The following is a 26895-nucleotide window of genomic DNA, read 5'->3' as shown; positions in this document are numbered from 1 at the left end:
GCTTTTTGCACTAAATTTACGTTAAATTAACAAAATAACGACAATCATCACAATTAGGTCAAATCATGCGTCTGCTCCCCTCTATTGCGGCTTCGTTGCTAGCCGTTACGCTTACGGGCTGTTTCAACGAAGAAAGCGTTGAAATTTATACCATTACCACCAATGCAGGCGAGGGCGGCTTAATTTCCCCACCTGTCACACAGGCAGAAACCGGTGAAGTGGTTCGTTTCTATATCGAGCCAGACGAGAACGCCATTATCAACGAAGTAACCGGTTGTGACGGCACGCTTAACGGCAACCTATATTTCACGCCTCCCATGAGTCAAGACTGTGAAATTACCGCAACGTTTTTAAGTACCGTAGTTGACCTACCTGACCGTGAAGTTTTCCCAGAAATAGACGCAACCATAGCCGTAGCCCCAGATGCAAACTACGGCTTTGTTCCTGGTTCAGTTCGTTTTACACCAACAACGGGAGGCGCCGCTAATCTTCCTGCGCCTTTGCCTGAAGGCGTGACCCCAAGTTCATCTTTGCTTGAATACCAAGTGCAAGTAGAAAACCCCGGTGACACCGCAACGATTACCATTACTTATGATGAACCTATTGGATTAGGGCATCGTCCCATGAAGTTTGGTCCTGCCGAGCCTGGGGCAGAGCCTACGTGGTTTGAAATTCCTTTTGATATGTTTACCTACAATCCGGACGGCAGAAGCATTGACTTGACCATTACCGATGGTGGTATTGGTGACCTTGATGGCGAGGTTAATGGGGTTATTGATGATCCTTTTGCTTTTTTTCAAGTTGAACCCGAGATTAGCCTGTTTCTTACAGACGAATTCGGCGTAATAGGTAGAGAAGGTCTCTACTCAAATTATAATAATGGCACAACGGTACCAGAAAACCCATTTGACTCATTTACCCCTGACCATTATGTGTTTCTGGAAGTCAATGATTTTGGCGTGGATAACCTTACAATCCCAAGCTTTTGGCGCGACAACGTGGGTGAGGCTTTTTCTGATGAAAATTTAGATACAGCATTCGAAGGGGTAGGCTGTAACGTATCAGCAGCGGAGTATAGTCCATATTTTGGAGCTATAGATACTACTATAGTAACTGTTGGAATTGAATTTGAAGGGCCGTCTTGCATAATTATTGGGAATGACTTTAGGAAACATGAGCTGAATGCCCCTTCCAACTCTGGTGTTACGTTTACCCCTGAACAGCACGACATTCATCGGAACTTAAAAGCAGAGTTCGTAGTGCATAACGAAAGTGGTCGTGCACTCAAAAATGTGACTGGTTGTGATGGTGGTGTGTGGAAGCCGGAAGAAAGTAAATATATCATCGAAAACGTGAGGGAAGATTGTACCGTTACTCCCGTCTTCGAACCATACGAAGTTTCCGCGTCAGCAGGATCTAACGGAGGTGTTGCTTGGCCTACAAGTGTTTCGGTTAACCCAGGAGAGACTGCATCGTTTGAGTTAATGCCGCACTCGGGTTATCGGACCGTTGAGCCTGTGGATAGCCAATGTGGTGGCACATTAGTCAGAGGTACTGACACTGATACTTTCACAACTGGACCTGTAAACTCAAATTGTGAAGTTAAGGCTTCTTTTGAACCAATAAATTTTACCGCTCGGGTAGGGCTGGAGCGGGAGCTGGAGCATGGTAGTATTTCGCCTATGTCCCAAACAGGGATACCGGGAACTCGATTTGAATTCACCGTAACTCCCGATGACGGCTATGAGATAGATAGATTCTTACCTGGTACCTGTACTACTGACCTTAAAGAGAGTATTGAACGCTCAGAAGTTCATTATGTATATGCGTTTAGAGGAGATTGTGAGTTTAGCGCGACTTTTAAGAAGCAGAGGGTTGTGGTTAATACCTCAGCCAATGAAGGTGGAACAGTAACTTTGGGTGATACAGGTTATTCGTCAATAGCCTTACAGCACGGAGCTACTACCCAGGTTTCTGTAAACGCAAACTCTGGATTTGGAATTTCTAGTGTGCAAGGAACAGAGTGCGGTGTTAACTACGCTCGCAACTCGAATGATCCTACAGAAAGTTCTCTGACCCTCAGTACCCAACCTATAACCAGCGACTGCAATATTACTGTAGAATTTGAAACTGCAGTCTATCAGCTTACAGGAGCTTCAAACGACGATAGTTTTGGAACTATTCAACCTCGTGATGAATTGGTTCTACATGGGCAGCCAGGCGTCTTTGATATTAATGAAATAGGCGAAGGGTATGAGTTAGTTCCGAGTTCTCTTTCAGCCTCCCCTGAATTGACTTGTAACGGAACACTGGTAGAAAGTGTTTATACAATCGAAGAAGTTACTGCTAATTGTATTGTAAGCGCTGATTTCGCAATAAAAACCTTCAAAGTTAGTGTGAGTCAAACTGGAAATGGAGAAATACATAATAATATAACAGAACAAAAGGTTGCACCGTACACGGTTGACGTAGCCTATGGCTCTAGGCTTCAGGTTGCATTTATCCCTGATGATGGATTTCTTTTAGGGCCCATAACTGGGTGCGGAGCCGAACTCTATATCGTAAATGGTGAGGTTGAAACATATAGAACGACCCCTGTTGTTGAAGATTGTCCAATAAACGTAGTGTTTACGCAGAAAGAATATCAAGTTTCGGTATCTGTTGTAGACAGCCGGAACGGAAGCGTAAGTATTGTCGGCACTTCGCCTACTCTTCATGGTGAAAGCGTGTCCTTTAACGTATCACCAAATGAAGGCTTAGTTTTAAATGCTGTGACTATTCCCGAAGGATGTGGAGAAGAACCAACCGATTTGGACGCAAATCCGCTAATTATAGGCCCCGTGACCACAGACAATTGTAATTATGAGTTTGAGTTTAAATACAAACAGTATGATGTTGGTTTGACTGTAAATGGAGAGGGCTCAATAACCTCAGTATTTGGTGATCCTGTTGGTGAAACTATTCAAGTTCAACACGGGCAAACGGTGGGTTTATTTGCAACTCCTAATGAAGGTCACAATCTAGCGTCTGTAACAACAACAGACTGCGGGGAGGTTACGCAGAACGAATTCACCGAAACTATCGGTTTGGTGTCAGAACCTATAGTCGGAGATTGTGATATAACGATCAATTTTGAACCCAATACATATCAAATCTCTACAGCCGCAGACAACGGTGGTTCTTGGAACCCCGAGTCAGCTTCCTTTACGCATGGGCAAAGAGCTATAGACTTTGAATTAACCGTTCCAACAGGCTACACGGTAAACTCTGTGACGGGTTGTAATTACGAGTCTTCGGGAAATATCTACTCGATTTCGGGTATAACTGACGACTGCACGCTTTCTGCAACACTTCGGTTGATTATTGAAGCACCGACGATTGACGAGGCGGACCCTGGCGATGGCGATGTGACTTTGTATTGGGAGTCAGTTGAAAATGCCGATTCATACAAGGCTTATTACGCTAAGGAAAGCATTGAGAATGTTGAAAATTATGCAAGCCTAGATGGTGGTAATGTAATTCCTTTCCCTACAACAATAGGCACAGTAATTTCGACCATCGAAGGACTGGAGAACAATACAGAATATTTCTTCAAAGTTACTACGGTTCAAGATGGCTTTGAAAGTGATGGTAGTAACCAAGTGAGCGCGATACCTGTTGCAGCTGGCGCGGTAGCTTTAGTTTTAAACGATACTGGGGCGGTAAATTGTGCCAGTGCCGTAAGTGCAAATGTTGGCTGTCCTAATCCGTCTGTGCCAGGACAAGACGCCGAACATGGCCGTGATGCCGACTTAACCGACAATAACCTCACGAAAGAAGGCGACGGTGTCGGTAGTTTAGATTTAACCAAACTGAATGCTGGTGGTGTTGCATTGACCATCCAAGATCAAGCATGGGATGTGAACGGTAACGAAGTTGTGGGAACGCAATGGAGTTGTGTGCAAGACAACGTGACAGGCTTGGTTTGGGATAGCCGTGTAAACGATGTAACGAACTATCGCCACAATGAAAACTATTACACTTGGTACAACCCAACGGCGACTGAGAATGGTGGTGATGAAGGTATTCAAGAAGAGACTTCGGGAAGTGGCCCGTTAGCCTGTGTGGACGGCATATGTAATGCCCAAGCTTACGTGGCAGAGCTTAACGCGAATGCTCACTGTGGCTTTACAGACTGGCGCTTGCCAACCATGCCTGAGATGTATGATTTGTTCGGTAGCGAGCATCGTGTAGATACTGACTACTTCCCTCACCTCGCGCTGCAGGAGCAGTACAAAACGTCGAACACGGTTAACTCTTTGCCTTCTGCTGGCTACTGTGTAAGCCCAGGAGTGTCGCCGAGTGTAATGCCGTGTCCGAAAGAATTCCCGGGGTTAGTTATGCCCGTGCGGTCAGGGCAATAAGGAGCAAAACTATGACAACAACATTTGGAAAACTCGGTTTGGCCCTTACTCTAATGCTGGGTACAACGGTGGCGTTCGCTCAACAAGTGTGCAATCCGAATTTAGAGGCGATGTCACCCGACAGTGAATTTGAGGTGCATGGCGACGGAACAGTTACGCATATACCCACAGGGTTGATGTGGAGTGCGTGCCTTGCGGGGCAAATGGCTATGTTTGGAGGTGTTTGTGAAGGCACCGCTTTTGAAAGCACTTGGGAGGAAGCTCATGTGCAGGCAGCACAAGCGGATTTTGGCAGTTATTTTGACTGGCGCTTACCGAATGTGAATGAATTGATGAGTATTGTAGAGTTAAAGTGCTCTGAACCTGCAATGAATTCGACGGTATTTACCACAGTGGGTGACGCGTTAACGTTATGGACAAGCACTCCGTCTACTTTCGATGGTGAAGGGAATGCTGTGATGATGCTCGATGGCACGCCGGTACCCACCTTTATGACGGAGACCCTCCCGTTTTTGCTGGTGCGGGAAAATTAACAGCCATTGGAAAGCTCATTTATCGATAACTGGAAGACAGATTTGCCTTCCAGTTTAATCTTCTTTTAATCATTTCTCCCTTCTTAACTGTAAGCGCTTTATGATCTTGTATTACGATGATGGATTTGATTGAAGTTGTATACTTTTTACACTAAATTAACACTTTGTTAAAAACGATAATTACCACAATCAGGAATTCTCATGCGTCTGCTCCCCTCTATTGCGGCTTCGCTGCTAGCCGTTACGCTTACGGGCTGTTTCAACGAAGAAAGCGTTGAAATTTATACCATTACTACCAATGCAGGCGAGGGCGGCTTAATTTCCCCACCTGTCACACAGGCAGAAACCGGTGAAGTGGTTCGTTTCTATATCGAGCCAGACGAGAACGCCATTATCAACGAAGTAACCGGTTGTGACGGCACGCTTAACGGCAACCTATATTTCACGCCTCCCATGAGTCAAGACTGTGAAATTACCGCAACGTTTTTAAGTACCGTAGTTGACCTACCTGACCGTGAAGTTTTCCCAGAAATAGACGCAACCATAGCCGTAGCCCCAGATGCAAACTACGGCTTTGTTCCGGGTTCAGTTCGTTTTACGCCAACAACGGGAGGTGCCGCTAATCTTCCTGCGCCTTTGCCAGAAAATATCAACCCGAGTTCTTCACTCCTAGAATACTCTGTAAAGCTCGAAACCCCGGGTGACACAGCGACCATTACCATTACTTATGATGAACCGATTGGGCTAGGCGATCGCCCAATGAAGTTTGGTCCGGAAAGTGCTGGAGCCGAGCCAACTTGGTACTACCTACCCTTTGAGATGTTCACATACGGTGATGATGGGTTGAGTATTGAACTCACCATTACTGATGGTGAGCTCGGTGACAGTGATGGTGAAAGAAACGGAATTATAGAAGATCCGCTTGTGTTTACGAAAGTGGGAGAGGGGGTGACAATTATTCAGACCGATGACGTTGGGGAGGGGTTTTTCGACGTTCACAATAGTTCACTTGTAGAAACTAATACTGGCAATGATATAAATCTAGTTGTGGCTTACAGTCCCTCTTACTTTGAGAGATGTGATGTTATCTGTCCAACTGCTCAAATTCTTGAATCTATGTACTTCACCGTTGGTTGTGCAATAGCGAAAAGTGGGGAAAATTCTCTTGCTATGTGGGTGAGTACGGTAGCGTACTTTTCTCTGAACTATAATGAAAACTCTACTTCCTGCACAATCCTCCTGAACCACCCCCACAAGTATCAGGTGAGCACTGAAAGGGTGGGGGGCATAACTTTTGCGCCTCGGTCACTAGAAGTTCACAGAAACTTGGGCGCCGAATTCAGTATTTCAATTCCACAGGGTGTTTTGGTAGAAGGAATTACTGGCTGTGATGGCGCTACCCTTAACGAGAGCAAAACGGTTGTTTCTGTTCCCCATGTTTTGGAACATTGCACGCTTACGCCCGTACTTGGCTCTTATACCGTTACCGCCCAAGTTGAGGGGGCAGGTGGCACCATAACGCCTCCTGCTAGAGATGTACAACCTGGAAACACGACAAGCTTTGAACTTACTCCTGAGCAGAATTTTGAGATTGGTGCGGTAAGTGGCTGTGGGGGAAGTCTTTCGGGTAATACTTATAGGACAGGACCCATTAATGCTGACTGCCAAGTAACCGCATCGTTTAATGAAATGCCTTACATGGTTTCTACGTCCGCCGGTGAGGGTGGAACCATTTCACCCACTTCCCGTGATGTGCGTACAAACGAAACAGTGGCATTTACCATATCCCCCCAGACGGGTTACCAAATCGATACTGTATCCGGGTGTCCAGGGGCGCTCGCTGGCTTTGTATACACCGCAGGACCTATTACGGGCAACTGTACGGTTTCTGCGACTTTTTCTTTGCAGTCAATTACTGTGACCGCTTCTGCAGGTGCGGGGGGAAGGATTACACCTAGTAGTAGGGTTGTAGATTATGGTTCCACAACAACGTTTACAGTCTCTCCCTACGGGGGCTACCAAGTTGACAACGTTACCGGTTGTGGAGGTCAGTTTAATTCAACAACCAATACATTTACCACAGGCACTATCACTGAAGTCTGTCATGTCAGTGCAAACTTCGAAACGGCTATTTATAACCTAACGGGTGTGCGCAGGGGTGCCGGCTCGGGCTCGGTTATACCCAGCTCACCCACCGTTGAGCATGGTCAAAGTGCATCCTTTACCATTACGCCAGAGGAGAACTCGACCATTGGCAAAATTACTGCGCAAGGTTGCTCCGGCGAGTTAAGTGGTAACACGTACTCAATTGCTTCCGTGGAGAATAATTGTTCGGTTGCTGTTGAATTTGACCTGATTACTTATGTCGTTTCTTTGAATCAAACTGGGAGTGGTCAAGTTCAAAACTCGCTCGGAACAGATTTTCCAGCCGACGTGGTTTTTGGAAATAATTTATATGTAGTCGCGGTTCCCGACAATGGACTTACGTTAGGTTCAATACAAGGTTGTAGTGTAACGCTGAGCGATATAACAGATCCAAGCGTGGATGCGGATATCTACAGTACGGAGCCCATTGTCGCGGACTGTACTATTGATGTTGTTTTCGAAGCTATAGAGTATCAAGTCTCAGCAATTGTGACTAACACGGCCGGCGGAAGTGTGAGTGCGGCCTCATCGACTGTTCTGCATGGTCAGGATGTGTCATTCAATGTCACTCCAAATGACGGATATCTTTTAAGCGCGCCTACGATCTCTGAAGGATGCGGTCAGCTTAAGAGCGACATAAATGCAAATCCAATCGTGATTGGCCCAGTGACTGCGGATAATTGCGCTTATGAATTCGCTTTTGAAATAAAGCAGTACACGGTGAATTTCAATAGAGTTGGGGAAGGCGTTATTACGGATATCTTCTCCCAACCGATGCCAGATAGTATTCAAGTAAATCACGGTCAAACGGTTGGGTTATTCGCGGCTGCGGCAACGGGTTACAACCTAGCTTCTGCAGAGGGCTGCGGTGGCTTTACTCAAAATCCAGTCCAGGAAATTATTGGCCTTGTTTCCGCGCCCGTGGTTGCAGACTGCACGGTGCAGATTGTGTTTGAGCTCAAGCAATACCAAATCACGACATCTGCTGATAACGGTGGATCTTGGAGTCCAGAATCAGCTACGTTCACGCATGGTCAGGAAGAAGCTATTGAGTTTACTTTGACGGTGCCAAGCGACTATGAAGTGAATTCGGTAACGGGGTGTGATTACACTGACTCAGGAAATGTGTACGCTGTCTCAGGTATTACCGCGGATTGCTCGCTGGATGCGACATTAAAGCTACAAATCGACGCACCAACTAACCTGAGTACGCAAGCGGGTGATGGCATGGTCACGATATACTTTGATTCGGTTGCTGATGCGGATTCTTATCAGGTTTATTATGCCAAAGAAAGTATTACGAACGTTGAGAACTACGCGAGTCTAGATGGCGGTGGCGTGACCACCTTCCCGAGCTCCATCGGTACGGTGATCGGTACGGTGCAGGGTTTAGATAATGATGTTGAGTACTTCTTTAAAGTCACCACTGTACAAGGTGCGTTTGAAAGTGATGGCAGTGCCCAAGTGAGCGCCACGCCGGTAAGTGCAGGAGCATCTGCAGGTGGCCTGAACGACACTGGCGCTACGAATTGTGCCAGTGCAATGAGTGCGAATGTGAGCTGCCTGAACTTTATGGTGCCCGACCAAGATGCAGAGCATGGACGTGACGCAGACCTAGCGAATAGTAACCTGACGAAAGAAGGTGACGGTGCGGGTAGCTTAGACTTAACCAAGCTCAATGCAGGTGGAGTTGCGTTAACGGTACAAGATCAAGCTTGGGACAATGGTGGTAATGAAGTTGTAGGCACCCAATGGAGCTGTGTGCAAGACAACGTGACCGGTTTAGTTTGGGACAGCCGGGTGAACGATGTAACGAATTATCGTCATAAAGAGAACTTCTACACTTGGTATAACTCAACGCCTACTGAGAACGGTGGAGATGCAGGGTTAGAAGAAGACACGATGGCTGTACCGCCATTCGCGTGTGTGGACGGTATTTGTAATACCGAAAGCTATGTTGCAGAGCTTAATGCGAGTGCGCACTGTGGCTTTACGGACTGGCGTTTACCAACCATGCCGGAAATGTATGACCTGTTTGGTAGTGAGCACCGGGTGGATGCGGACTACTTCCCGCATATCGTACCGATGACGCCTTATTGGACGGCGAACACGCTGAGTCAGAGTGTGGCTGAGGTGTTTTGTATGATGCCGGGTGTGCAGCCGAGTGTGAGCGCGTGCTTAAAGTCAGATGTTGGTCTAGTGATGCCGGTTCGCGCGGATTAATAGGGAGAGTGAAGATGAAAGGTTCAATCAAAAAAGTAGGCTTGGCTCTTGGTTTAATGTTGATGACAGCGGGTGCGTATGGGCAGCAGTCATGTAATGCGAACATTACGGCGACAGCTCCGGATGCTGATTTTGAGGTGCATGGCGATGGCACGGTAACAGACACTGACACCGGTTTAATGTGGAGTGTGTGTTTGGCGGGTCAGACGCATATGTTGGGTGGTACTTGCGATGGAGCGGCGTTTGAGGAAAGTTGGGAGCAGGCTCACTTGACTGCCTCGGGAGAGAGTGTTGGAGGTTACTCAGACTGGCGCTTGCCGAATGTGAATGAGCTGGTGAGTATTTTAGAATTACAGTGCGAGGGCTCGGCTTTAAATGAGAACATCTTCCCGGGTGTTGCGGGTAACACAGTGCTGTGGACGAGCACGCCAACGACGCAAGATGGATTAGCGAATTCAGTTTTTATTGATGTGGGCGTGCCGGGGCCGGATGCGATGATGGCCATGTATCCGTTTTTATTAGTAAGGGAAAATTAACGGCAACGCGTTGACTCAGATCTCGCAATTCCGTACTATACGCGCCTTGCAGGATAGGTGTCCGAGTGGTTGAAGGAGCACGCCTGGAAAGTGTGTATACGGTAACCCCGTATCGAGGGTTCGAATCCCTCCCTATCCGCCAGATACAAAAGAACCGCCTAACAGGCGGTTTTTTTGTATCTACCCGCGCATAAGCCAAGCATATATCCCATCAGCTGCCTTCCGCCCCTGTGCAATGGCTGTTACCACCAAATCGGCACCGAGCACCATGTCGCCACCTGCAAATATCTTCTCGTTCGAGGTTTGCATGGGAAACGCACTACTTTCGGTAGCTGTAACTAAGGAATTCTTACCTAACTTAATACCTGCTTTATCTATCCATTCAGGAGGGTTGGCAAGATAACCAAATGCAAGAATAACTGCGTCGGCTTCAATAACAAACTCGGAGTTAGGGACCGCCTCTGGACGTTTACGACCATGCTCGTCGGGTTCACTAAGCTGTGTTTTTACGAACCTTACACCGCTTACCTCCCCGTTCTGTTCTAATACTTCTACAGGCTGCGCATTAAACTGAAAGTGCACTCCTTCCTCTTCAGCATTCTGTAGTTCTTTTTGCGAACCGGGCATATTCACTCTGTCGCGTCGATAGGCGCAGGTAACTTTTGAGGCTTGCTGACGTATTGCAGTTCTTACGCAATCCATAGAGGTGTCGCCACCTCCTAGAACGAGTACCTGTTTGTCGACCATATCTATGTACGGGTAGTCGGGCAGGGTGAGGTTCATTACCTTTGCTGTATTGCCAATTAAATAGGGTAATGCAGGGTAAACTCCTCTGGTTTCGATACCCGGTAAACCTCCATCGATGGCTTTATACGTGCCAAGGGCGAGAAATACCGCATCGTATTCAGCTTCTAGTTTCTCGAAGCTGGTGTCTTTACCCACTTCGCAGTTCAACTTAAATTCAATGCCCATGCTTTCAAATATTTCTCGCCGCTGGGTCATCACCGACTTTTCGAGTTTAAAACTAGGAATACCGAAAGTGAGTAGCCCGCCAATCTCTGGGTGTTTGTCGAATACTGTTGCGGAAATACCTTGTCGTGCTAGTACATCGGCGCAAGCCAAGCCGGCGGGACCCGCGCCAATGACTGCCACTCTAAAGTCGAGTTTTTCCACATGCGAAACGTCAGGTCGCCAACCTTGGGCTAATGCTGTGTCAGTAATGTACTTCTCTATTGCGCCAATGGTTACTGCACCGAAGCTATCATTAAGTGTACAGGCTCCCTCACAAAGACGGTCTTGCGGGCACACACGGCCACATACTTCCGGCAGGCTATTAGTTTGATGAGAGAGTTCTGCGGCCTCGATGACTCGCCCTTGAGCTGCAAGTTCTAGCCATTGAGGAATATAGTTATGTACCGGGCACTTCCACTCACAATAAGGGTTTCCGCAGTCGATACAGCGGTCAGCTTGTCCTGCAACCTGTTCTTGTTCTTGGGGGTGATAAATTTCCACAAACTCAATAGCGCGTTCGCTATATGAACGCTTCGGTGGCTCTGCTCTGCTTACATCTACAAATTGATATATGTTTTTATTCATTACGACACCTGTACCCTAATTTCTTCTGTTCCACGGGCTCTTCTTCCCAACACGTCATGGACATCGGTGTCTTTACCTTTTACCAGTTTGAAGTGTGCTAAATGGGTGTCGAAGTTGCGTAATATTTCATGGGTATGCGCACTCTCTGTGCTTTCATAGTGTTCGTGTAACAACCCGCGTAAATGCTCCTTCAAAACATTTAACGAAAGAGGTAACACCTCAACAAGTTCAGGGTTAATTTTCTTTGCGATGCTGTTTTGTGCGTCATGAACGATTGCAAGTCCACCAGTCATGCCGGCGCCAAAGTTAATTCCCGTAGGGCCAAGAATCACCACTATGCCCCCGGTCATATACTCGCAAGCATGATCGCCAACCCCTTCAATAACGGCTATTGCACCGCTATTACGCACTGCAAACCGCTCGCCCGCGTGTCCAGCTGCATACAGCCGGCCGCCAGTAGCACCATATAAACAGGTATTGCCCATGCTTACCGCGTGTTGTGAGGGCAGCTTTGAATCTCGTGCGGACTTAACGACAATACGACCACCTGCCATACCTTTGCCGACATAGTCGTTCGCGTCGCCTATTAATTTCAGGTGTAAGCCTGGAGCATTCCAAACACCAAAACTTTGTCCGGCGTTGCCTTTAAACTCTGCATGTATAGGGCTTCCTGTTAACCCTAAGCGCCCGTGCGTTTGGGCAATAAAGCCGGACAAAGAAGCTCCTACCGAACGGTCTTGGTTAGTAATCTTAAAGCTCAATTTTTGCGGAGCTTTTTGTTCTACCGCGGCTCGAAACTTACTTAATAAAGTTTGATTAAGCTGCCCTTTATCGTCTGGTGTATTGTTCTCGCTGCAAAATAGGGTTTTAGCAGATTTTACTTGTACAGAGTCGAGTATCGGCTGCACTTGAATTAAGCGTTGTCGGTCGGTCAGGTTTTCTGCAAGCTGCAGAAGGTCTATACGTCCAATAAGGTCGGTGAGCTTTTCAACGCCTAAAGCGGATAAGTAAGTACGTACTTCTTCACCAAGGAACTCAAAATAACGAGAAACCTTCTCGGGTAATCCCGTGTAGAACTCTTCGCGAAGTTGACGGTCTTGTGTAGCAATACCTGTTGCACAGTTGTTTAAGTGGCAAATTCTTAAGTATTTACAACCCAGTGCAACCATTGGCCCAGTGCCAAAGCCAAAGCTTTCAGCACCTAGAATAGCGGCCTTAATTACATCGAGGCCTGTCTTCAGGCCGCCGTCGACTTGCAGGCGTACTTTATGTCGTAAGTTATTACTTACTAAGGCCTCATGGACCTCTGCAAGACCTAGCTCCCACGGCGAGCCGGCATACTTAACTGACGTTAAAGGGCTGGCGCCGGTACCACCGTCGTAGCCAGAAACAGTAATTAAATCGGCATAGGCTTTAGCCACGCCAGTCGCAATAGTTCCAATACCTGGTTCAGAAACAAGTTTCACTGAAACAAGAGCATTAGGGTTCACTTGCTTTAGGTCGAAAATGAGCTGCGCTAAATCTTCGATGGAATAAATGTCGTGGTGCGGTGGTGGTGAAATTAGCGTTACGCCGGGAATCGAATGGCGTAATTTCGCAATTTCAGCGGTTACCTTTTCACCCGGAAGTTGCCCGCCTTCTCCTGGTTTTGCCCCTTGCGCAATTTTGATTTGCAGCACGTCAGCATTCACTAAATAGTGTGGGGTAACGCCAAATCGTCCTGATGCAATCTGCTTTATTCTAGAGTTGCGTAATGAATCAAAACGAGCGGGGTCTTCACCACCTTCCCCTGAATTCGAAAATGCGCCCAATGTATTCATACCTACAGCAATAGCTTCATGAGCTTCAGGGCTTAGTGCGCCAATCGACATCGCTGCGCTGTCAAATCTAGGGTATAGGTTTTCAACTGGCTCTGGTTCAACATCAGAAACGTCTTTTGGGTAATTTAAGGTCCAAAGATCTCTCAGCATAGAAACAGGCCGACTGTTTACTTGCTGGGTATATTCCTTATAGCTGTGTTTAGAGTTCTGATTAATCGCTTGTTGCAGTGTCATTACCACGCCTGGGTTATAAGCGTGATACTCACCGTCATAAACGAACTTCAAATAACCGCCATGGGGTAGCTTTAGGTTTGTGTTGCGAGCCTGTTGGCATAGTGCCAATGTGTCTTTTTCTATCTCTTCGAAAGGTAGTCCCTCTAGCCTTAAATGACAGCTCGGGAAGCATAGTTGATGAATGTCTTTAGAGACCCCGAGTAGCTCAAAGAGACCTGCACCACGATAACTCGCGACACATGAAATACCCATTTTAGAAAGAATCTTTAGAAGCCCTTTGTTAATGCCGTTTCTAAAGTTCTCAACTGCGTCTCTAGCGCGTAGAGGGATTTTTTCTTGACTGACTAGTTGCTCAATAACTTCATAGGCTAGGAATGGATACACAGCAGTTGCTCCAACACCTATAAGTACAGCGAAGTGGTGAGGGTCGCGAGCACTTGCTGTTTCAACAATAATGTTAGTGTCGCAACGCAAGTCGTTTTCTATGAGCGCTTGTTGCACTGCTCCAGTGGCAATAGCTGCTGGAATATAGGTTTGACCTGTCTCTAATTCTCGGTCGGAAAGAATAATAATGACAATATTTCGCTCTTTGCTCGCAGTTACTACCCGATTAGTAAGCTCTTGAACAGCTTCCTTCAGGGTTTGCTTTTTAGGGTCGTAGTTGAGTGAAAATGACTGCCACGCGTAATGCTCTGGCTCTAGTTCTTTAAGTTGTACTAAGTCTGTGTACATCAATACTGGTGACTCAAACAGCACTCGACGAGCATAGCCGGCAGTTTCATTAAAGATATTCTTTTCTCGACCAATACAGGTTGCCAAAGACATAACATGGCGCTCGCGAATAGGGTCGATTGGCGGGTTAGTTACCTGCGCGAATTGTTGCCTGAAGTAGTCATAAAATACTCGCGGCTTTTGTGATAGTGCTGCAATAGGCGTGTCATCACCCATAGAGCCAGTTGCTTCGTGGCCATCGTTGGCGAGTACAAAGAGTACCTGTTCTACTTCTTCACGGGTGTAAACAAATGCTTTTTGCAACACTTGCATGGTGGTGTCGTCGAATAATCGTTCACCAATTTTTTCCGCTTTTAATTCTGCGAATGGCGTAAGTCTTTGAATATGCTCATCCAACCAATCTTTATAGGGGTGGCGCGACATTAAGTCTTGGTCGACTGCTGCGGTATTCCATATTTTGCCGGTGTATGTGTCTACCGCAATCATTTCTCCCGGGCCTAACCGACCTTTTTGCACCACCTTTGACTCTTCGTAATCCCAAATACCCACTTCAGAGGCAATAGTGAGGATATGGTCTTCGGTTAATACATATCTTGCTGGTCTTAAGCCATTACGGTCGAGTGAGCAGGCGGCGTGACGGCCATTGCTCATAACTACACCGGCGGGACCGTCCCATGGCTCCATGTGCATAGAGTTAAACTCGTAAAACGCACGTAACTCCTCCGGCATGGTTGGGTTACCTTGCCAAGCAGGCGGAACCAGCATGCGCATAGCTCTAAACAAGTCCATGCCTCCCGCAAGCAAAAGTTCGAGCATATTGTCGAGAGAGGCACTGTCAGAGCCACGCTCTTGTACAAATGGTGCAGCGTCGTGAAGGTCTGGAAGTAATGGCGAATGGAATTTATATGCACGAGCTTTTGCCCAAGCTCTATTTCCCGCAACAGTATTTATCTCACCATTATGAGCAAGAAAACGGAAAGGTTGGGCGAGTGGCCAACGTGGTTTGGTATTGGTTGAAAAGCGCTGGTGAAACACACAAATTGAGGTTTCTAGTCGGTCATCGCTTAAGTCTAAAAAAAACGTACCGAGGTCTTTAGGTTGCATAAGACCTTTGTACACAACAACCAGGCAAGACAAAGAGCATATATAAAAGTCTGGGTCGTTATCTAATTGTTTTTCAATACGTCGTTTCGCCATGAAAAGGCGTCTTTCCACATCTTTCTTGCGCCAGCCGGGTTGTGCACTAATAAATATTTGCTGGATGTCAGGGCAGGTGTCTAGTGCAAGTTCACCCAGTACTTCTTTTTCTGTGGGTACTAATCGCCAGCCGTGAATGGTAAACATCTCTCGTTGTAGTTCTGTTTCTACAACCTTTTTCGCGTATTCACTTTTTTGCTTATCTTGGCTCAGAAAAATTTGGCCAACAGCGAACTTCTTGCCTAAATTCCATCCCTGTTGCTCTGCAATTGCTTGAAAAAAAGACTCTGGAATTTGTAGTAATAGGCCACATCCGTCACCGGTTTTACCGTCCGCATTCACTGCGCCCCTATGCGCCATTCGTGATACCGCGGTAATGGATTTACTTACAATGTCATGGCTGCGTACGCCTTCTGTATGCGCAATCAAACCAAAGCCACAGTTGTCTTTGGCATCATTCGCTTGCGTATCAGCTGAGTACAACGACATAAAATCACCTTTTTAATGCATAGGTATTCAGGTTATCAGTATCTGCTTAAAATTGTAATTAGCCCTGTGAATGGTCACAATTTCTTCAAAAGAAGAACAATTTTCTTTGTAGGAAATCTCTTAAAATGAAAACCATGGTTTGAAACCTGAACTTTCTTATCTATACATTAAAGCTCGCTTCAACACATGGACGTTTAAATAACTTAAGGAAAAGTGGAGCAGAACGGTCGAGCTGGCAAGGATGCTAGGATGTCTCAGAAAAGTGGAATAGGTGGCTTTGGCCACCTATTTTTTTGCTTAGGGAATAAAACCGCACTGCAAACAAAAATAGACTTGATAACCATTCTCATTAAGGTCTATAATTTACACATCTACTTAGTGAGGTGTAAATGTACGTTTGTCTGTGTAAAGGTGTAACCGATGGGGATATTAAAACAGCCGTAAAAGGTGGCTGTAGAGATATGCGCACCTTGAAAAGAACAACAGGGCTAGCTACTCAGTGCGGCAAATGCAGTTGTCACGCTCGCGAAGTCCTGCATGAACAAATACAAACTCACGCAAATCCTGTGGAAATCCATTCAGACTCCCATCTTGAGGTAGAGGTCTGCTACACTTAATTTAAGTCATCTAAATTAAGGTGTAGTTTATGAAAGGTCAGCCTCAAGTTTTGGCCGTGCTCAATACGGTTCTTACCAGAAAACTTACGGCAATTAATCAGTATTTCTTGCATGCACGGATGTATCGAAATTTAGGTTTCGAGCCTCTGAATAAAGTGATCTATAAGGCTTCCATTAAAGAAATGGTTCATGCCGACGAAATTATCGAGCGCATTTTATTGTTGGAAGGATTACCTAATCTGCAAGAGCTTGGAAAGCTATATATTGGTGAGCGTCCAGAGGAAATGCTGAAACTTGACCATAAGGTTCAGGCGCAAGACATCGACGTTATTAAGCAAGCTATTGAACAATGCGAACAGGCTGAAGACTTTGTTTCGAGGGAACTGTTGGCAGGGATTTTAGAGCAGCAGGAAGAGCATTGGGACTGGCTTGAAACGCAGTTAGATGTGATCGGCAAAATTGGAATTCAGCGATATCTTCAAACACAAATCGACGAGGAAGCGTAATGTCTAAAGTTATTGATGCACTCAACAAGTTATTGCGGTGGGAGCTCACCTCTATTGACCAATACACGCGCAATGCGTCGATATACGAAGATTGGGGCTTCACAAAGTTACATGAACGTATAGCCCACGAGGCTGACGATGAGCGTGGTCACGCGAAAATGTTGATCGACAGAATTCTTTTACTTGGAGGAAAGCCTGACTTAGAAACTCGTCATCCACTGCCGCCAAGTACCGATGTACCAACAATGCTAAAAGGCGATTTGGATCTCGAATTGCAGAACGCAAAGGATCTGAAAGCGTCCATTTTGCTTTGTGAGTCGGAGAAAGACTTTGTAAGTCGCTCTATTCTAGTCAGTATTTTAAAAGACACGGAAGAAGACCATGCATATTGGTTACGCCAACAGATAGGGCTAATCGAGATAATTGGGCTGGAAAATTACCTACAATCGCAAATGTAGAATATCCGAGCAAATTGAGGCGCTCATATGGGCGCCTTTTTTATTTCTACCTAATTATTATTTTCTCTAGCATCATTATAATGGCTTAAACTATGCGTAATAAGCACAAGAAGGGGTAAGTTTATGTCTTCTCAAAGAAATCTGAAAGTTGGTATAAATGGGTTTGGCAGAATTGGTCGATTAGCTTTTCGTGCTGCATTTGACCGAGCCGACTTCAATATTGTACATGTGAATGATCCCGGTGCAGACGCCACAATGCTCGCGCATCTGCTAGAGTTCGATTCGTCTCATGGTCGTTGGCACAAATCTATCCAGGTTGACCAAGAAGGGTTTACGGTTGAAGGTCAGAGTATTCGCTGCACCAGCGAGCGCGATATTTTAAATACTGACTGGTCTGATTGTGACATTGTTATTGAGGCGTCGGGAAAAAATAAAACCGTAGAAGCTTTAGAGCCCTACTTTGATCAGGGCGTTGATCATGTTGTTGTCAGTGCGCCGGTGAAGTCTAAGCAGGTTCCGAATGTAGTTGTGGGAGTCAACGACGAGGAGTTTGACCCGTTGGAGCATTCAATAGTGAGCGCTGCGTCTTGCACCACAAACTGTCTTGCGCCGGTGGTCAAAGTCATACAGGAAGGGTTAGGTATTAAGCATGCGTCTATGACCACAATACATGCGTTAACCAATACGCAATCTATTCTAGACGCGCCTCATAAAGATATGCGACGTGCTCGCGCATGTGGTGACTCACTTATTCCTACTACGACCGGCTCGGCGAAAGCCATCACTACCATATTTCCGGAGCTAGAGGGCCGTATAAATGGCCATGCGGTTCGTGTACCTATTTCATGTCCTTCATTAACAGACGTTGTGTTCGAAGTGTCTCGTGAAACAGACACCAAAGAGGTTAACCGGTTGCTGAAAAGCGCGGCGGAAGGCGAGCTAGAGGGTATTCTTGGTTTTGAAGAGAAGCCTTTGGTGTCCATTGATTATAAAAGCGATCCTCGCTCCTCAATTGTTGATGCTCTTTCGACCATGGTTATTAACGGAACCCAAGTAAAAATTTATGCTTGGTATGACAATGAATTTGGATACGCTAACCGTACCGTAGATCTGGTTGAGCGAATCGTGCAGAGCAAGAAGCAAAGAAGCTAGTGAATGAATAATAAATTAAGACGCGATGGAAAGTCGGTGCGTTTGTTACACAGTTTTCAACTTCCATGTTTCGCGCAAGACGTACTCTATATTCGTGATGAAGCCGAATTAAAAACATTAGCGTGGCGCGACGACTTCCTTTTTCTTGGGGAGGGTACAAACACGCTTTTTGTTGATGACTTTGGTGGAACGGTAGTGGTGAACGCACTGAAAGGTGTGAACATTGAAGAAGATGAAGAAAGCTGGAGTGTTAGTGTAGGTGCGGGTGAAAACTGGCACGAGCTAGTTTTAAACTTGCTCGACAAAGCCATATTTGGTCTTGAGAACTTAGTACTTATTCCTGGTAGCGTTGGTGCTTCGCCTGTTCAAAATATTGGCGCATATGGTGTAGAAGTTGGGACCTTTATCGATTCAGTTGAAGTTTGGGACTTTGAGCAACAAGCTTTTAGAACTTTAAACCAGCAAGCGTGTGAATTTGCCTACAGAGACAGTGTTTTCAAACGCGAAAGCTCACGAAAGCTATTCATTACACGAGTAAACTTTTCCTTTCCGAAAGCTTGGGAACCTGTTTTAACTTACGGACCATTAGCAGATCTTGGTAGCAACGCTACGGCCAAAGCAATTGCAGACAAAGTCATAGAAGTGAGACAAAGCAAGCTTCCTGACCCAGCTGTGTTGCCCAATGCGGGCTCTTTTTTTAAGAACCCCGTGGTTAGCGCGCATGATGCAGAGCAACTCAAAGCAAAATATGCCGATTTACCGGTGTATGAAACCTCGCAACCAGAGAAAGTTAAATTAGCAGCGGGTTGGCTTATTGAGGCGTGTGGTTTGAAAGGGTTCTGCTTAAAAGGTGCGTGTGTTCATGATAAGCAAGCGTTGGTGCTTGTGAATAAAGGAGAAGCAGAAGCGAAGCACGTTCTTGCCCTAGCGAAAGCGGTACAAACCCAGGTGTTGGAAAAGTTTGGTGTGAATATTAGCCCAGAGGTCCGCCTCATCGGTGCGCAAGGCGAGCGAGGACTGTATGAGTGACCTAGACACTCAACTTATAGAGTTATTAGCGGACGGCCACTTTCACTCCGGTGAGCAATTAGGCGAAGCTTTGGGTGTTAGCCGCATGGCGGTGAATAAACGTATTGATAAATTAACCGCATTGGGGTTAGACGTTTTTCGCGTAAGTGGCAAAGGCTATAGGTTGGCTCATCAGCTCGACTTACTCGACCACCAACTTATCGAACAAGAACTTGAAGACCCTAATGTCCCCATTTTTGCGAAACATATTACGGGTTCTACCAACGACGATCTCCGCGGGCTGATGGAGACTCAAGAGCTAGCGCCCGGTACTGCCGTCATTGCTGAAATGCAGACAGCAGGGCGAGGCAGAAGAGGCAAAACTTGGGTATCTCCATTTGGTAGTAACTTGTATGTCTCTATTTATTGGCCGTTACGTCATGGGCTCAATGCTGCGGTAGGTATGAGTGTTGTGGTGGGTCATGCTATTGCTAAAGCACTTTCTCCCTTTATCGAAGGAAAAGTGGCGGTTAAATGGCCGAACGACATATATATAGACAATCAAAAGGTGATTGGTATTTTAGTGGAGCTTGAGGGCCAAGTTAGTGGCGAAGGAAGCGCTATAGTAGGTGTGGGTGCAAACTTGAAAATGGATAGTAACTTCCAAGGCATCGACCAGCCTTTCACATCGTTGAATCAACACGCGATAAAACCTCTTTCTCGAAACGAGTGGTCGGTTTTAATTATTCAAGCTATTAGAGCAGGCCTCGAAGCACACGACAATGTAGGTTTATCTGAAGCACTCGAGGATTGGCCGCGTTACGACCTATACTATGATAAGCCAGTAAAAATATTGTTGGGTCAGCATCAATACTTGGGTGTAGGCAAAGGTATAGACGAAACTGGCGCGTTTTTAGTGCAACAAGAAGACGGGTTAAAACGTTACTTTGGCGGAGAGATCAGTGTTAGAGCACAGAACTGACGTGGTTTTAGTAGAAGCGGGCAATACGTCTTGGAAGGTTGCCACATGTACTGGTGCCGACGAGCTACAGTTGCAACTTCGAACTAGCAATATTGTAGAGCTGAGAGACTGGCTAAGCGGCCAAACTATTAAAACAGTAGTCTTAGCCAGTGTCGGAGCAGAGCAAGAAGCGGTTACTTTAATTTCGGAGTTGCAAGATCTTGGTTTTGAAGTTTACCGTGTACAAACAGGGGAGATAGACGGATTTAGCCACTGTTACAAAGACATAAGCCACCTTGGCGTTGACCGTTGGTTAACCATGGTTGCTGTGAAAGATGTTGGAAAACCGAGTTTAATTATAGATATAGGTACGGCATTTACGGCCGACTGGTTGTCTGCAACTGGCGAACACTTAGGTGGCTGGATAGCTCCAGGCTTTGCGCTTATGCAAGAGTCTTTAGTGCGCAGAAGTGCTCGGTTAAGAGTACAAGATGCAGTCCCCGAGGGCATTATTGGACAGGGCACGGAAAGTGCTATAGCAACGGGGTGTGCCGCAGCTCTCGATGGTTTAGTGAACTATGCCATTGAGTATGCAGACGAAACCTTTGCAACAAAGGAATATGATATATATCTCACCGGAGGCGGCGTTCGCCACCTCAAACAAGAACGTTCTAGGAACTTCCTTGTGCGTCCCCACTTAGTTTTGGAAGGGTTGGCGATTTGGGTCAATGAAAACCTTTAGAAATATTCCACTTTGCCGATAAATAAGCACGTTCATAGGTAAGTATTGAGAGTTTTTATGTCGAAAAGTATTGTGAGTTTGAAAAGTGTTTACATTGTTCTCGCCGCGATAGTTATTTCGATGCCCGCATGGACTAGCTTCAGTGCCTCTGCACGACAGTTTAGTGTTCCACAAGCTGTACAGCTGTATTCAGACGACGAGCTTGTTGAACTTATTCGCGCAAACCGTCATTTACAGCGTGTGCAAGACATCGATAATTGCCAACTGTACCAAGACATTAGAGCTCAAGCTGAAGTAGAACGCCGACCGGCATATCAATTCCTTTATGGAGATATGCTGGCTTATGGTGTTTGTTATGAACGCGACGTAGAGCTTGGTGTGGAGTACATGAACCATGCTGCTCGCCAAGGCTTGCCGGAAGCATTAGAACAACTAGGACGCTACTATCATATTGGTCAATTAGTTCAGCCAGACATGCGCCGAGCTATTCTTCATCTTCGAGAAGCGTCGAGCTTGGGCAATCTACCTGCGCAGAAGCGTTTTGCACAAATCCTATTAAGTGGGGAAGGTAGCGCCTTGGATATGGAAGCTGCTTATCATTACTTGCACAACGCGGTTACTGGAGATGAACAAGAACATCGTCAAATTCAGCGCATTCTTATGGCATTAGCCGACAAGTTGCCACCGCGTATTGTAGAACGAGCGAAGCTGCCTTTAGATGCTTAAGCGTGTTTATATTTTTGCGAAATAAACAACGCGACACCACCAAGAATAACGATAGAGCTAAGTACAAATCTGAGGGTAAAAGGCTCTTGTAACAGAAGAACGCCTCCAGCTGCGGCTAAAACAGGAACTGTAAGTTGCAACACTGCCGCTTGTGAACTTTTCAAATAGGGCAGAACGGCATACCAAACTGCATAACCAGCGCCCGAGGTTACAGCTCCTGAAAGTAAAGCATACACAAAACCCTCTCGGTCTATTGAAACGCCATTCATTACAAATAAACTTAAAAGCACTGCTAACGGTGCTGCCAATATAAAGTTGCCCGCTGTCGTCTGTAGCGGGCTGTTCCCTGTACCCGAACGAAGTGAATAAATACCCCAGGAAACACCCGCTAAAGCCATGAGCGATGCACCAGAGAGTGAAGGGGCATGAATACCCGGAGACATAAGCGCTATAAGTCCGAAAAACGCAAGTAGACCGCCTATGATCTGCAATAGATACAGTTTCTCACCACGATAAAGCCCAACCGCAATCATCGTTACCTGAACTGTGCCAAATAGAATGAGCGCACCAATGCCTGTGTCTAGTGAAACATAGGCAAAGGAAAAGCCAGCGGCGTACGCAAAAAGCGCCAGGGCCGATATGAAATTTCCTTTTGTTTTGGGGTGCCCTTGTTTGATTAATAACAATAGCCAGAGTGTCACGGCGCCAGAAATCAGTCTCAAGCTTGTAAAGCTAGCAGGATCGATATTGGTTTCTTGTAAAGCTAACCTACACAGGATGGAATTACCTGCGAAAGCTAAGAGTGCAAGAGCGGTGAAGATAATCGTTTTATTCATACATTAAGTTCAAATTAGAGTGTTAACCTAAAGCCGAAAACGGGAAGTGACTCTTGTTTAAAATCAAGATCTGTTGACCGCTGAAAACCAATGTTTTCATATAAGTGCCACGCAACTTGCATTGCGCGGGTGCTGTGAATGACAACTTGCTTGCGCCCCATGTTCTTCGCTCTCTGAATACATGCCTCAGTGAGTGCTTTGCCCAAGCCTAGACCTCTCGCTGTTGGAGAAACCGCTAAAAGGCGAAAGCCAGCTGCGTCTTTTTCTTGAGTGGCCGTGCCACCGGAGCCATAGTGCTTCATATCAGAGAAAAATACGACAGCCCCAAGAATTGAGTTGTCATGAGTTTTTGCAATAAGGATATCGATTGTTGGCTCTTCGGTAAGGTCTCCGACATTTCGTAACATCGCATAGTACTTGGGCTGCTCATCAGGTGAAGGGAACCCATCCAGTGCGGAATAAACTTGAACCAACAGCTCTCCAACGGCATCAAAATGCTCGTTTTTTGCCGTTTCAATAACATAGCTCTGCGCTTCAGGCCTATTCATTTAAACTCACTTCATCGACACATCAGAAGCGTTAAACATACGCATAATTGCTTTCATTGAAAACCCGATCTTGGAAAAGGTTATTCTCATTGTTCGGCTTCTACACTAAAAACTTTTCACACTCGAAGATTCAAATTCAGTGTTACAGAGCTAGTTTTTAACGTGTTACACGGCTACTGTTGAGGCAGATGTATTTTAAATAGTGGCCGCATTAAAGGAGAGGATAATGAGCAATCACCATAAAATAAACTACATAGAAATGCCCTCGAAAGATTTAGAGGCAACCAAGGCGTTTTTTACGAAAGTATTTTCTTGGGGATTCGTGGATTATGGACCTGAATACTCTTCAATCACTAATGCAGGCATTGATGGCGGATTCTTTACCTCAAAGCTTGCCATAGATACGCAGGCTGGCAGTGCACTTGTCGTGCTATACAGCGAGTCATTAGAATTAACTCAGCAGCAAGTCGTTGATGCAGGTGGCGAAATTATTCAAGATATTTTTGAATTTCCGGGCGGTCGACGGTTTCATTTTAAAGACCCCAATAGCAATGAATTTGCGGTATGGTCGGATAAATAAGGCTTTCTAAAATGACAAATACATTAGACCCCACAGAGCTTGCACGAGGGTGGATTCAAGCTTGGATTGATTTTGACATGCATTGGCTACGAGAGTACTTAGCAGAGGACTTTGAGCATTCCAGTCCTTTCGGGAGCCTAGTGGGTACGGAGCACTATTTAAGTATTGTGGAACCCATGGCTAAGAAAAGTGTTCAGAAGCTTGTGATTAAGCGAGTACTGGCTGAAGACGAGCAAGCGGTTATTTGGTTTGAGAATGAAACCGCAGCGGGTGCTGTACCTTCATGTGACTGGTTACGAATAAAAGGTGGTAAGATTGCATCTATTCAATCGTTTTACGATACGGTAAAAGTGCGAAGTGCTCTTAGTGAAGAGGAGCAATCCGCACTCAACGATGATTGAATTGTAAAGTCGATACTCAAGACAGGCGAGCTTTGAAGTCTTGGTAGGTGAATTGTCTCTTTAACTCGAAGTTACCATCGGCTTTCAGAATTCCGATAGACGGATGCTCTACGCCGTTAAAAAAGCTCGTTTTCACCATGGTGTAATGCATCATGTCTTGGAAGAGTAAACGGTCACCAATCTCTATTTCATGAGAAAAGCTATATGCTGGTATCACGTCGCCCGCAAGGCATGAGTTTCCGCCAATACGGTAAGTGAACGGCTTTTCTCCGGCTTCGCCGCCATTTTCCCCTTTAAACGTAAGTACGGGGCGATAAGGCATTTCCAATACATCTGGCATGTGCGCCGTTACTGAAATGTCTAAAATGAGTACCTTCCCTTGGTTCTCAACGATATCGACTACTTCACACACTAAAGGACCTGTTTGCCAAGCTACCGCAGAGCCAGGCTCTAGAATGACATGAACGCCGTACTTTTCTTTGAGTCGTTTCAGTTGAGTAATTAAATGCTCAACGTCGTACCCTTTGCGAGTCATTAAGTGTCCGCCGCCCAAGTTAATCCACTTGAGTTGTGGTAAGTATTTCTCGAAGTTTTTCTCTACAGCGGCTAGAGTTCTCTCCAGTGCAAAAGAGTTACACTCGCATAAGTTGTGGACATGAAAGCCTTCCACTTTTGAGAGGTCAACACCTTCAAGTTGCTCTGCTCTAATGCCTAAACGAGAGCCAGGCGCGGAGGGGTCATAAAGTTCGGTTTCAGCTTCTTGTTGCTCTGGGTTAATGCGAATGCCCACAGAAACATCTGCCGCTACAGCCTCATCTTGGTAACGCTCAAGCTGAGTAATGCTGTTAAACGAGATGTGATTACACAGCTCTAGCAAGCGACCCATTTCACTAGCCTTATACGCTGGTGAATATGCGTGAACTTCCTTACCGAAGGTATCTGCTGCTAGCTCAGCTTCCCATACCGAACTGGCTGTACAACCTGCTAAATATTGGCGCACCGTAGAGAAACTAGACCACATCGAAAACCCTTTCAGTGCCAAAATAATTTCGGCACCGCTTTCTTGTTGCACTCTTTGCATAAGCTCAAGATTGCGAATTAGCTTCGCTTCTTCCAGCACGTAGCAAGGTGACGGAATCACTGGCGACAATAGGGTTGCTTCGTTATGGTCCATTTAAGTCTCTCTATTTGCGTTCGGTATGGGTATTTACTACTTAAAATCAGCGTTTAAACGGGCTTTCGATATCTTCCACAACTTGCCATGGAAGACCATATTTATTTAAACGTTCCATCATTGGATCTGGGTCGAATTGTTCCATGTTGTGAACACCTGGTTTCATCCAAATGTTTTGCAACATAAGCGACGCACCAATCATGGCCGGTACCCCAGTAGTGTAAGACACTGCTTGTGCGCCCACTTCTTCGTTACATACTGCATGGTCACAGTTGTTATAGATAAAGATAGTTTTCTCTTTACCATCTTTTACACCGGTAACGTAGGTTCCAATACAGGTCTTGCCTTCGTAGCCTTCGGCTAGTGAACCTGGGTTAGGTAATACCGCTTTTAAAAATTCTAGAGGCGCTATTTTTTGTCCATTGAAGTCAATTGGCTCAATAGAGGTCATGCCAATGCCCTCAAGAACACGCAAATGGTTCAAATAGGCGTCGCCAAAGGTCATCCAAAAACGCGCACGCTTAATGGTTGGGAAGTGCTTTACGAGCGACTCTAACTCTTCATGGAAAAGTAGGTATGAAGCACGAACACCCACACCTGGGTAATCTAGGTCTTCACGGACACTGATTGGATCAGTTTCATGCCATTCGCCGTTTTCCCAGAATTTACCGCGCTGGGTAATTTCACGAATATTAATTTCTGGGTTGAAGTTGGTTGCAAAAGCTTGGCCGTGATCTCCGCCGTTACAGTCAACAATGTCCAAATAATGAATTTCGTCGAAGTAATGCTTTGCTGCGTAAGCGGTATACACGTTGGTTACGCCCGGATCGAAGCCAGAGCCTAATAGTGCCATTAAGCCAGCTTCTTTAAATTTGTCGTGGTACGCCCATTGCCAAGAGTATTCAAACTTAGCGACATCTTTAGGCTCATAGTTTGCCGTGTCTAAGTAGTGAACTCCGGTTTCAAGGCATGCGTCCATGATAGGCAAGTCTTGGTATGGAAGTGCTAGATTGATTACCAAGTCAGGCTTCACTTTATTAATGAGCTCTACAAGTTCCGGTACGTTGTCTGCGTCAACAGCGTATACGCCGACTACGCGGTCTGCACCGACTTCTTTTTGTAGTTGTTCGCACTTAGAAACAGTGCGAGAAGCTAAATGAATTTCGTCAAAATATTCAGGTAAACTTGCGCACTTCTTTACGGTTACCGAGCCAACTCCACCGGCACCAATAATTAATACTCTAGACATTCTTTAAACCTCTTTTGCGTTCATTCAGC

The 26895-nt window shown here is 45.9% G+C and carries 20 protein-coding genes and 1 tRNA gene; 15 read left to right on the top strand and 6 right to left on the bottom strand.

Translation table 11 applies throughout. The features are described 5' to 3' along the window. The first annotated feature begins 65 nt into the window (after positions 1 to 65). The 5 genes from DQX04_RS05215 to DQX04_RS05195 all read left to right on the top strand — a co-directional run bounded on the left by DQX04_RS05215 (position 66) and on the right by DQX04_RS05195 (position 9982). Positions 66 to 4403, top strand: coding sequence for a DUF1566 domain-containing protein (locus tag DQX04_RS05215; protein WP_111914803.1), 4338 nt, complete (start codon positions 66 to 68; stop codon positions 4401 to 4403). An 11-nt stretch (positions 4404 to 4414) separates the two neighbouring features. Further along, on the top strand, positions 4415 to 4936 hold the full coding sequence (locus DQX04_RS05210) for a DUF1566 domain-containing protein (protein ID WP_111914802.1): 522 nt from the start codon (positions 4415 to 4417) through the stop codon (positions 4934 to 4936). Positions 4937 to 5137: 201 nt separating this feature from the next. Further along, complete coding sequence (locus tag DQX04_RS05205; RefSeq protein WP_111914801.1) at positions 5138 to 9304, top strand: DUF1566 domain-containing protein; 4167 nt, start codon at positions 5138 to 5140, stop codon at positions 9302 to 9304. Positions 9305 to 9318: 14 nt separating this feature from the next. Then, a complete protein-coding gene (locus DQX04_RS05200) occupies positions 9319 to 9840 on the top strand; it encodes a DUF1566 domain-containing protein (protein ID WP_111914800.1) in 522 nt (173 codons plus the stop codon). Between the two features lie 51 nt (positions 9841 to 9891). Further along, a tRNA-Ser gene (locus DQX04_RS05195) sits at positions 9892 to 9982 on the top strand. 38 nt (positions 9983 to 10020) lie between these two features. On the opposite strand, the gene DQX04_RS05190 is transcribed toward DQX04_RS05195, so the two are convergent. Together DQX04_RS05190 and gltB are read right to left on the bottom strand one after the other, a co-directional pair. Further along, positions 10021 to 11436, bottom strand: a complete 1416-nt coding sequence (locus DQX04_RS05190) for an FAD-dependent oxidoreductase (RefSeq protein ID WP_111914799.1) — start codon at positions 11434 to 11436, stop codon at positions 10021 to 10023. Beyond that, entirely contained in the window at positions 11436 to 15908 is a 4473-nt protein-coding gene (gene gltB / locus DQX04_RS05185; protein WP_111914798.1) for a glutamate synthase large subunit, read from the bottom strand. Before gltB ends, DQX04_RS05190 begins: the two co-directional genes overlap by 1 nt. A gap of 389 nt (positions 15909 to 16297) precedes the next feature. Between gltB and DQX04_RS05180 the strand changes: the two genes are divergently transcribed. The 8 genes from DQX04_RS05180 (at position 16298) to DQX04_RS05145 (ending at position 22078) form a co-directional block, all read left to right on the top strand. Next, positions 16298 to 16525, top strand: coding sequence for a bacterioferritin-associated ferredoxin (locus tag DQX04_RS05180; RefSeq protein WP_111914797.1), 228 nt, complete (start codon positions 16298 to 16300; stop codon positions 16523 to 16525). A 29-nt stretch (positions 16526 to 16554) separates the two neighbouring features. Next, on the top strand, positions 16555 to 17031 hold the full coding sequence (gene bfr / locus DQX04_RS05175) for a bacterioferritin (RefSeq protein ID WP_111914796.1): 477 nt from the start codon (positions 16555 to 16557) through the stop codon (positions 17029 to 17031). Next, entirely contained in the window at positions 17031 to 17489 is a 459-nt protein-coding gene (gene bfr, locus DQX04_RS05170) for a bacterioferritin (protein ID WP_111914795.1), read from the top strand. The genes bfr (DQX04_RS05175) and bfr (DQX04_RS05170) overlap by 1 nt, the downstream gene beginning before the upstream one ends. A gap of 123 nt (positions 17490 to 17612) precedes the next feature. After that, a complete protein-coding gene (locus tag DQX04_RS05165) occupies positions 17613 to 18641 on the top strand; it encodes an ArsJ-associated glyceraldehyde-3-phosphate dehydrogenase (protein WP_111914794.1) in 1029 nt (342 codons plus the stop codon). 3 nt (positions 18642 to 18644) lie between these two features. Then, on the top strand, positions 18645 to 19670 hold the full coding sequence (gene murB, locus DQX04_RS05160) for a UDP-N-acetylmuramate dehydrogenase (protein ID WP_111914793.1): 1026 nt from the start codon (positions 18645 to 18647) through the stop codon (positions 19668 to 19670). Next, complete coding sequence (birA, locus tag DQX04_RS05155) at positions 19663 to 20631, top strand: bifunctional biotin--[acetyl-CoA-carboxylase] ligase/biotin operon repressor BirA (RefSeq protein WP_111914792.1); 969 nt, start codon at positions 19663 to 19665, stop codon at positions 20629 to 20631. Before murB ends, birA begins: the two co-directional genes overlap by 8 nt. After that, a complete protein-coding gene (locus DQX04_RS05150) occupies positions 20612 to 21352 on the top strand; it encodes a type III pantothenate kinase (protein WP_165831943.1) in 741 nt (246 codons plus the stop codon). The genes birA and DQX04_RS05150 overlap by 20 nt, the downstream gene beginning before the upstream one ends. Before the next feature lie 57 nt (positions 21353 to 21409). Beyond that, positions 21410 to 22078: a tetratricopeptide repeat protein gene (locus DQX04_RS05145; RefSeq protein ID WP_165831942.1), complete on the top strand. Its 669-nt coding sequence runs from the start codon at positions 21410 to 21412 to the stop codon at positions 22076 to 22078. Here the strand turns inward: DQX04_RS05145 and DQX04_RS05140 are convergent. Continuing rightward, positions 22075 to 22914, bottom strand: a complete 840-nt coding sequence (locus DQX04_RS05140) for a DMT family transporter (protein WP_111914790.1) — start codon at positions 22912 to 22914, stop codon at positions 22075 to 22077. The two genes, DQX04_RS05145 and DQX04_RS05140, sit on opposite strands and share 4 nt — an antisense overlap. A 14-nt stretch (positions 22915 to 22928) precedes the next feature. Continuing rightward, entirely contained in the window at positions 22929 to 23462 is a 534-nt protein-coding gene (locus tag DQX04_RS05135) for a GNAT family N-acetyltransferase (protein WP_111914789.1), read from the bottom strand. A gap of 226 nt (positions 23463 to 23688) precedes the next feature. Between DQX04_RS05135 and DQX04_RS05130 the strand changes: the two genes are divergently transcribed. Both DQX04_RS05130 and DQX04_RS05125 read left to right on the top strand, forming a co-directional pair. Beyond that, a complete protein-coding gene (locus DQX04_RS05130) occupies positions 23689 to 24042 on the top strand; it encodes a VOC family protein (RefSeq protein ID WP_111914788.1) in 354 nt (117 codons plus the stop codon). Between the two features lie 11 nt (positions 24043 to 24053). Then, positions 24054 to 24443: a nuclear transport factor 2 family protein gene (locus DQX04_RS05125; RefSeq protein ID WP_111914787.1), complete on the top strand. Its 390-nt coding sequence runs from the start codon at positions 24054 to 24056 to the stop codon at positions 24441 to 24443. Positions 24444 to 24459: 16 nt separating this feature from the next. Here DQX04_RS05125 and nspC read toward each other — a convergent pair whose 3' ends face one another. Further along, positions 24460 to 25617: a carboxynorspermidine decarboxylase gene (nspC, locus tag DQX04_RS05120; RefSeq protein WP_111914786.1), complete on the bottom strand. Its 1158-nt coding sequence runs from the start codon at positions 25615 to 25617 to the stop codon at positions 24460 to 24462. Positions 25618 to 25663: 46 nt separating this feature from the next. Beyond that, positions 25664 to 26866, bottom strand: coding sequence for a saccharopine dehydrogenase family protein (locus tag DQX04_RS05115; RefSeq protein ID WP_111914785.1), 1203 nt, complete (start codon positions 26864 to 26866; stop codon positions 25664 to 25666). Positions 26867 to 26895 lie beyond the last annotated feature (29 nt).

Origin of the sequence: Aliidiomarina sp. B3213, assembly GCF_003290085.1 — a bacterium.
Classification (GTDB): Bacteria; Pseudomonadota; Gammaproteobacteria; order Enterobacterales; family Alteromonadaceae; genus Aliidiomarina.
Note: the sequence above shows the minus strand (reverse complement) of the source record. Positions and strands in the feature narration are given on the sequence as shown.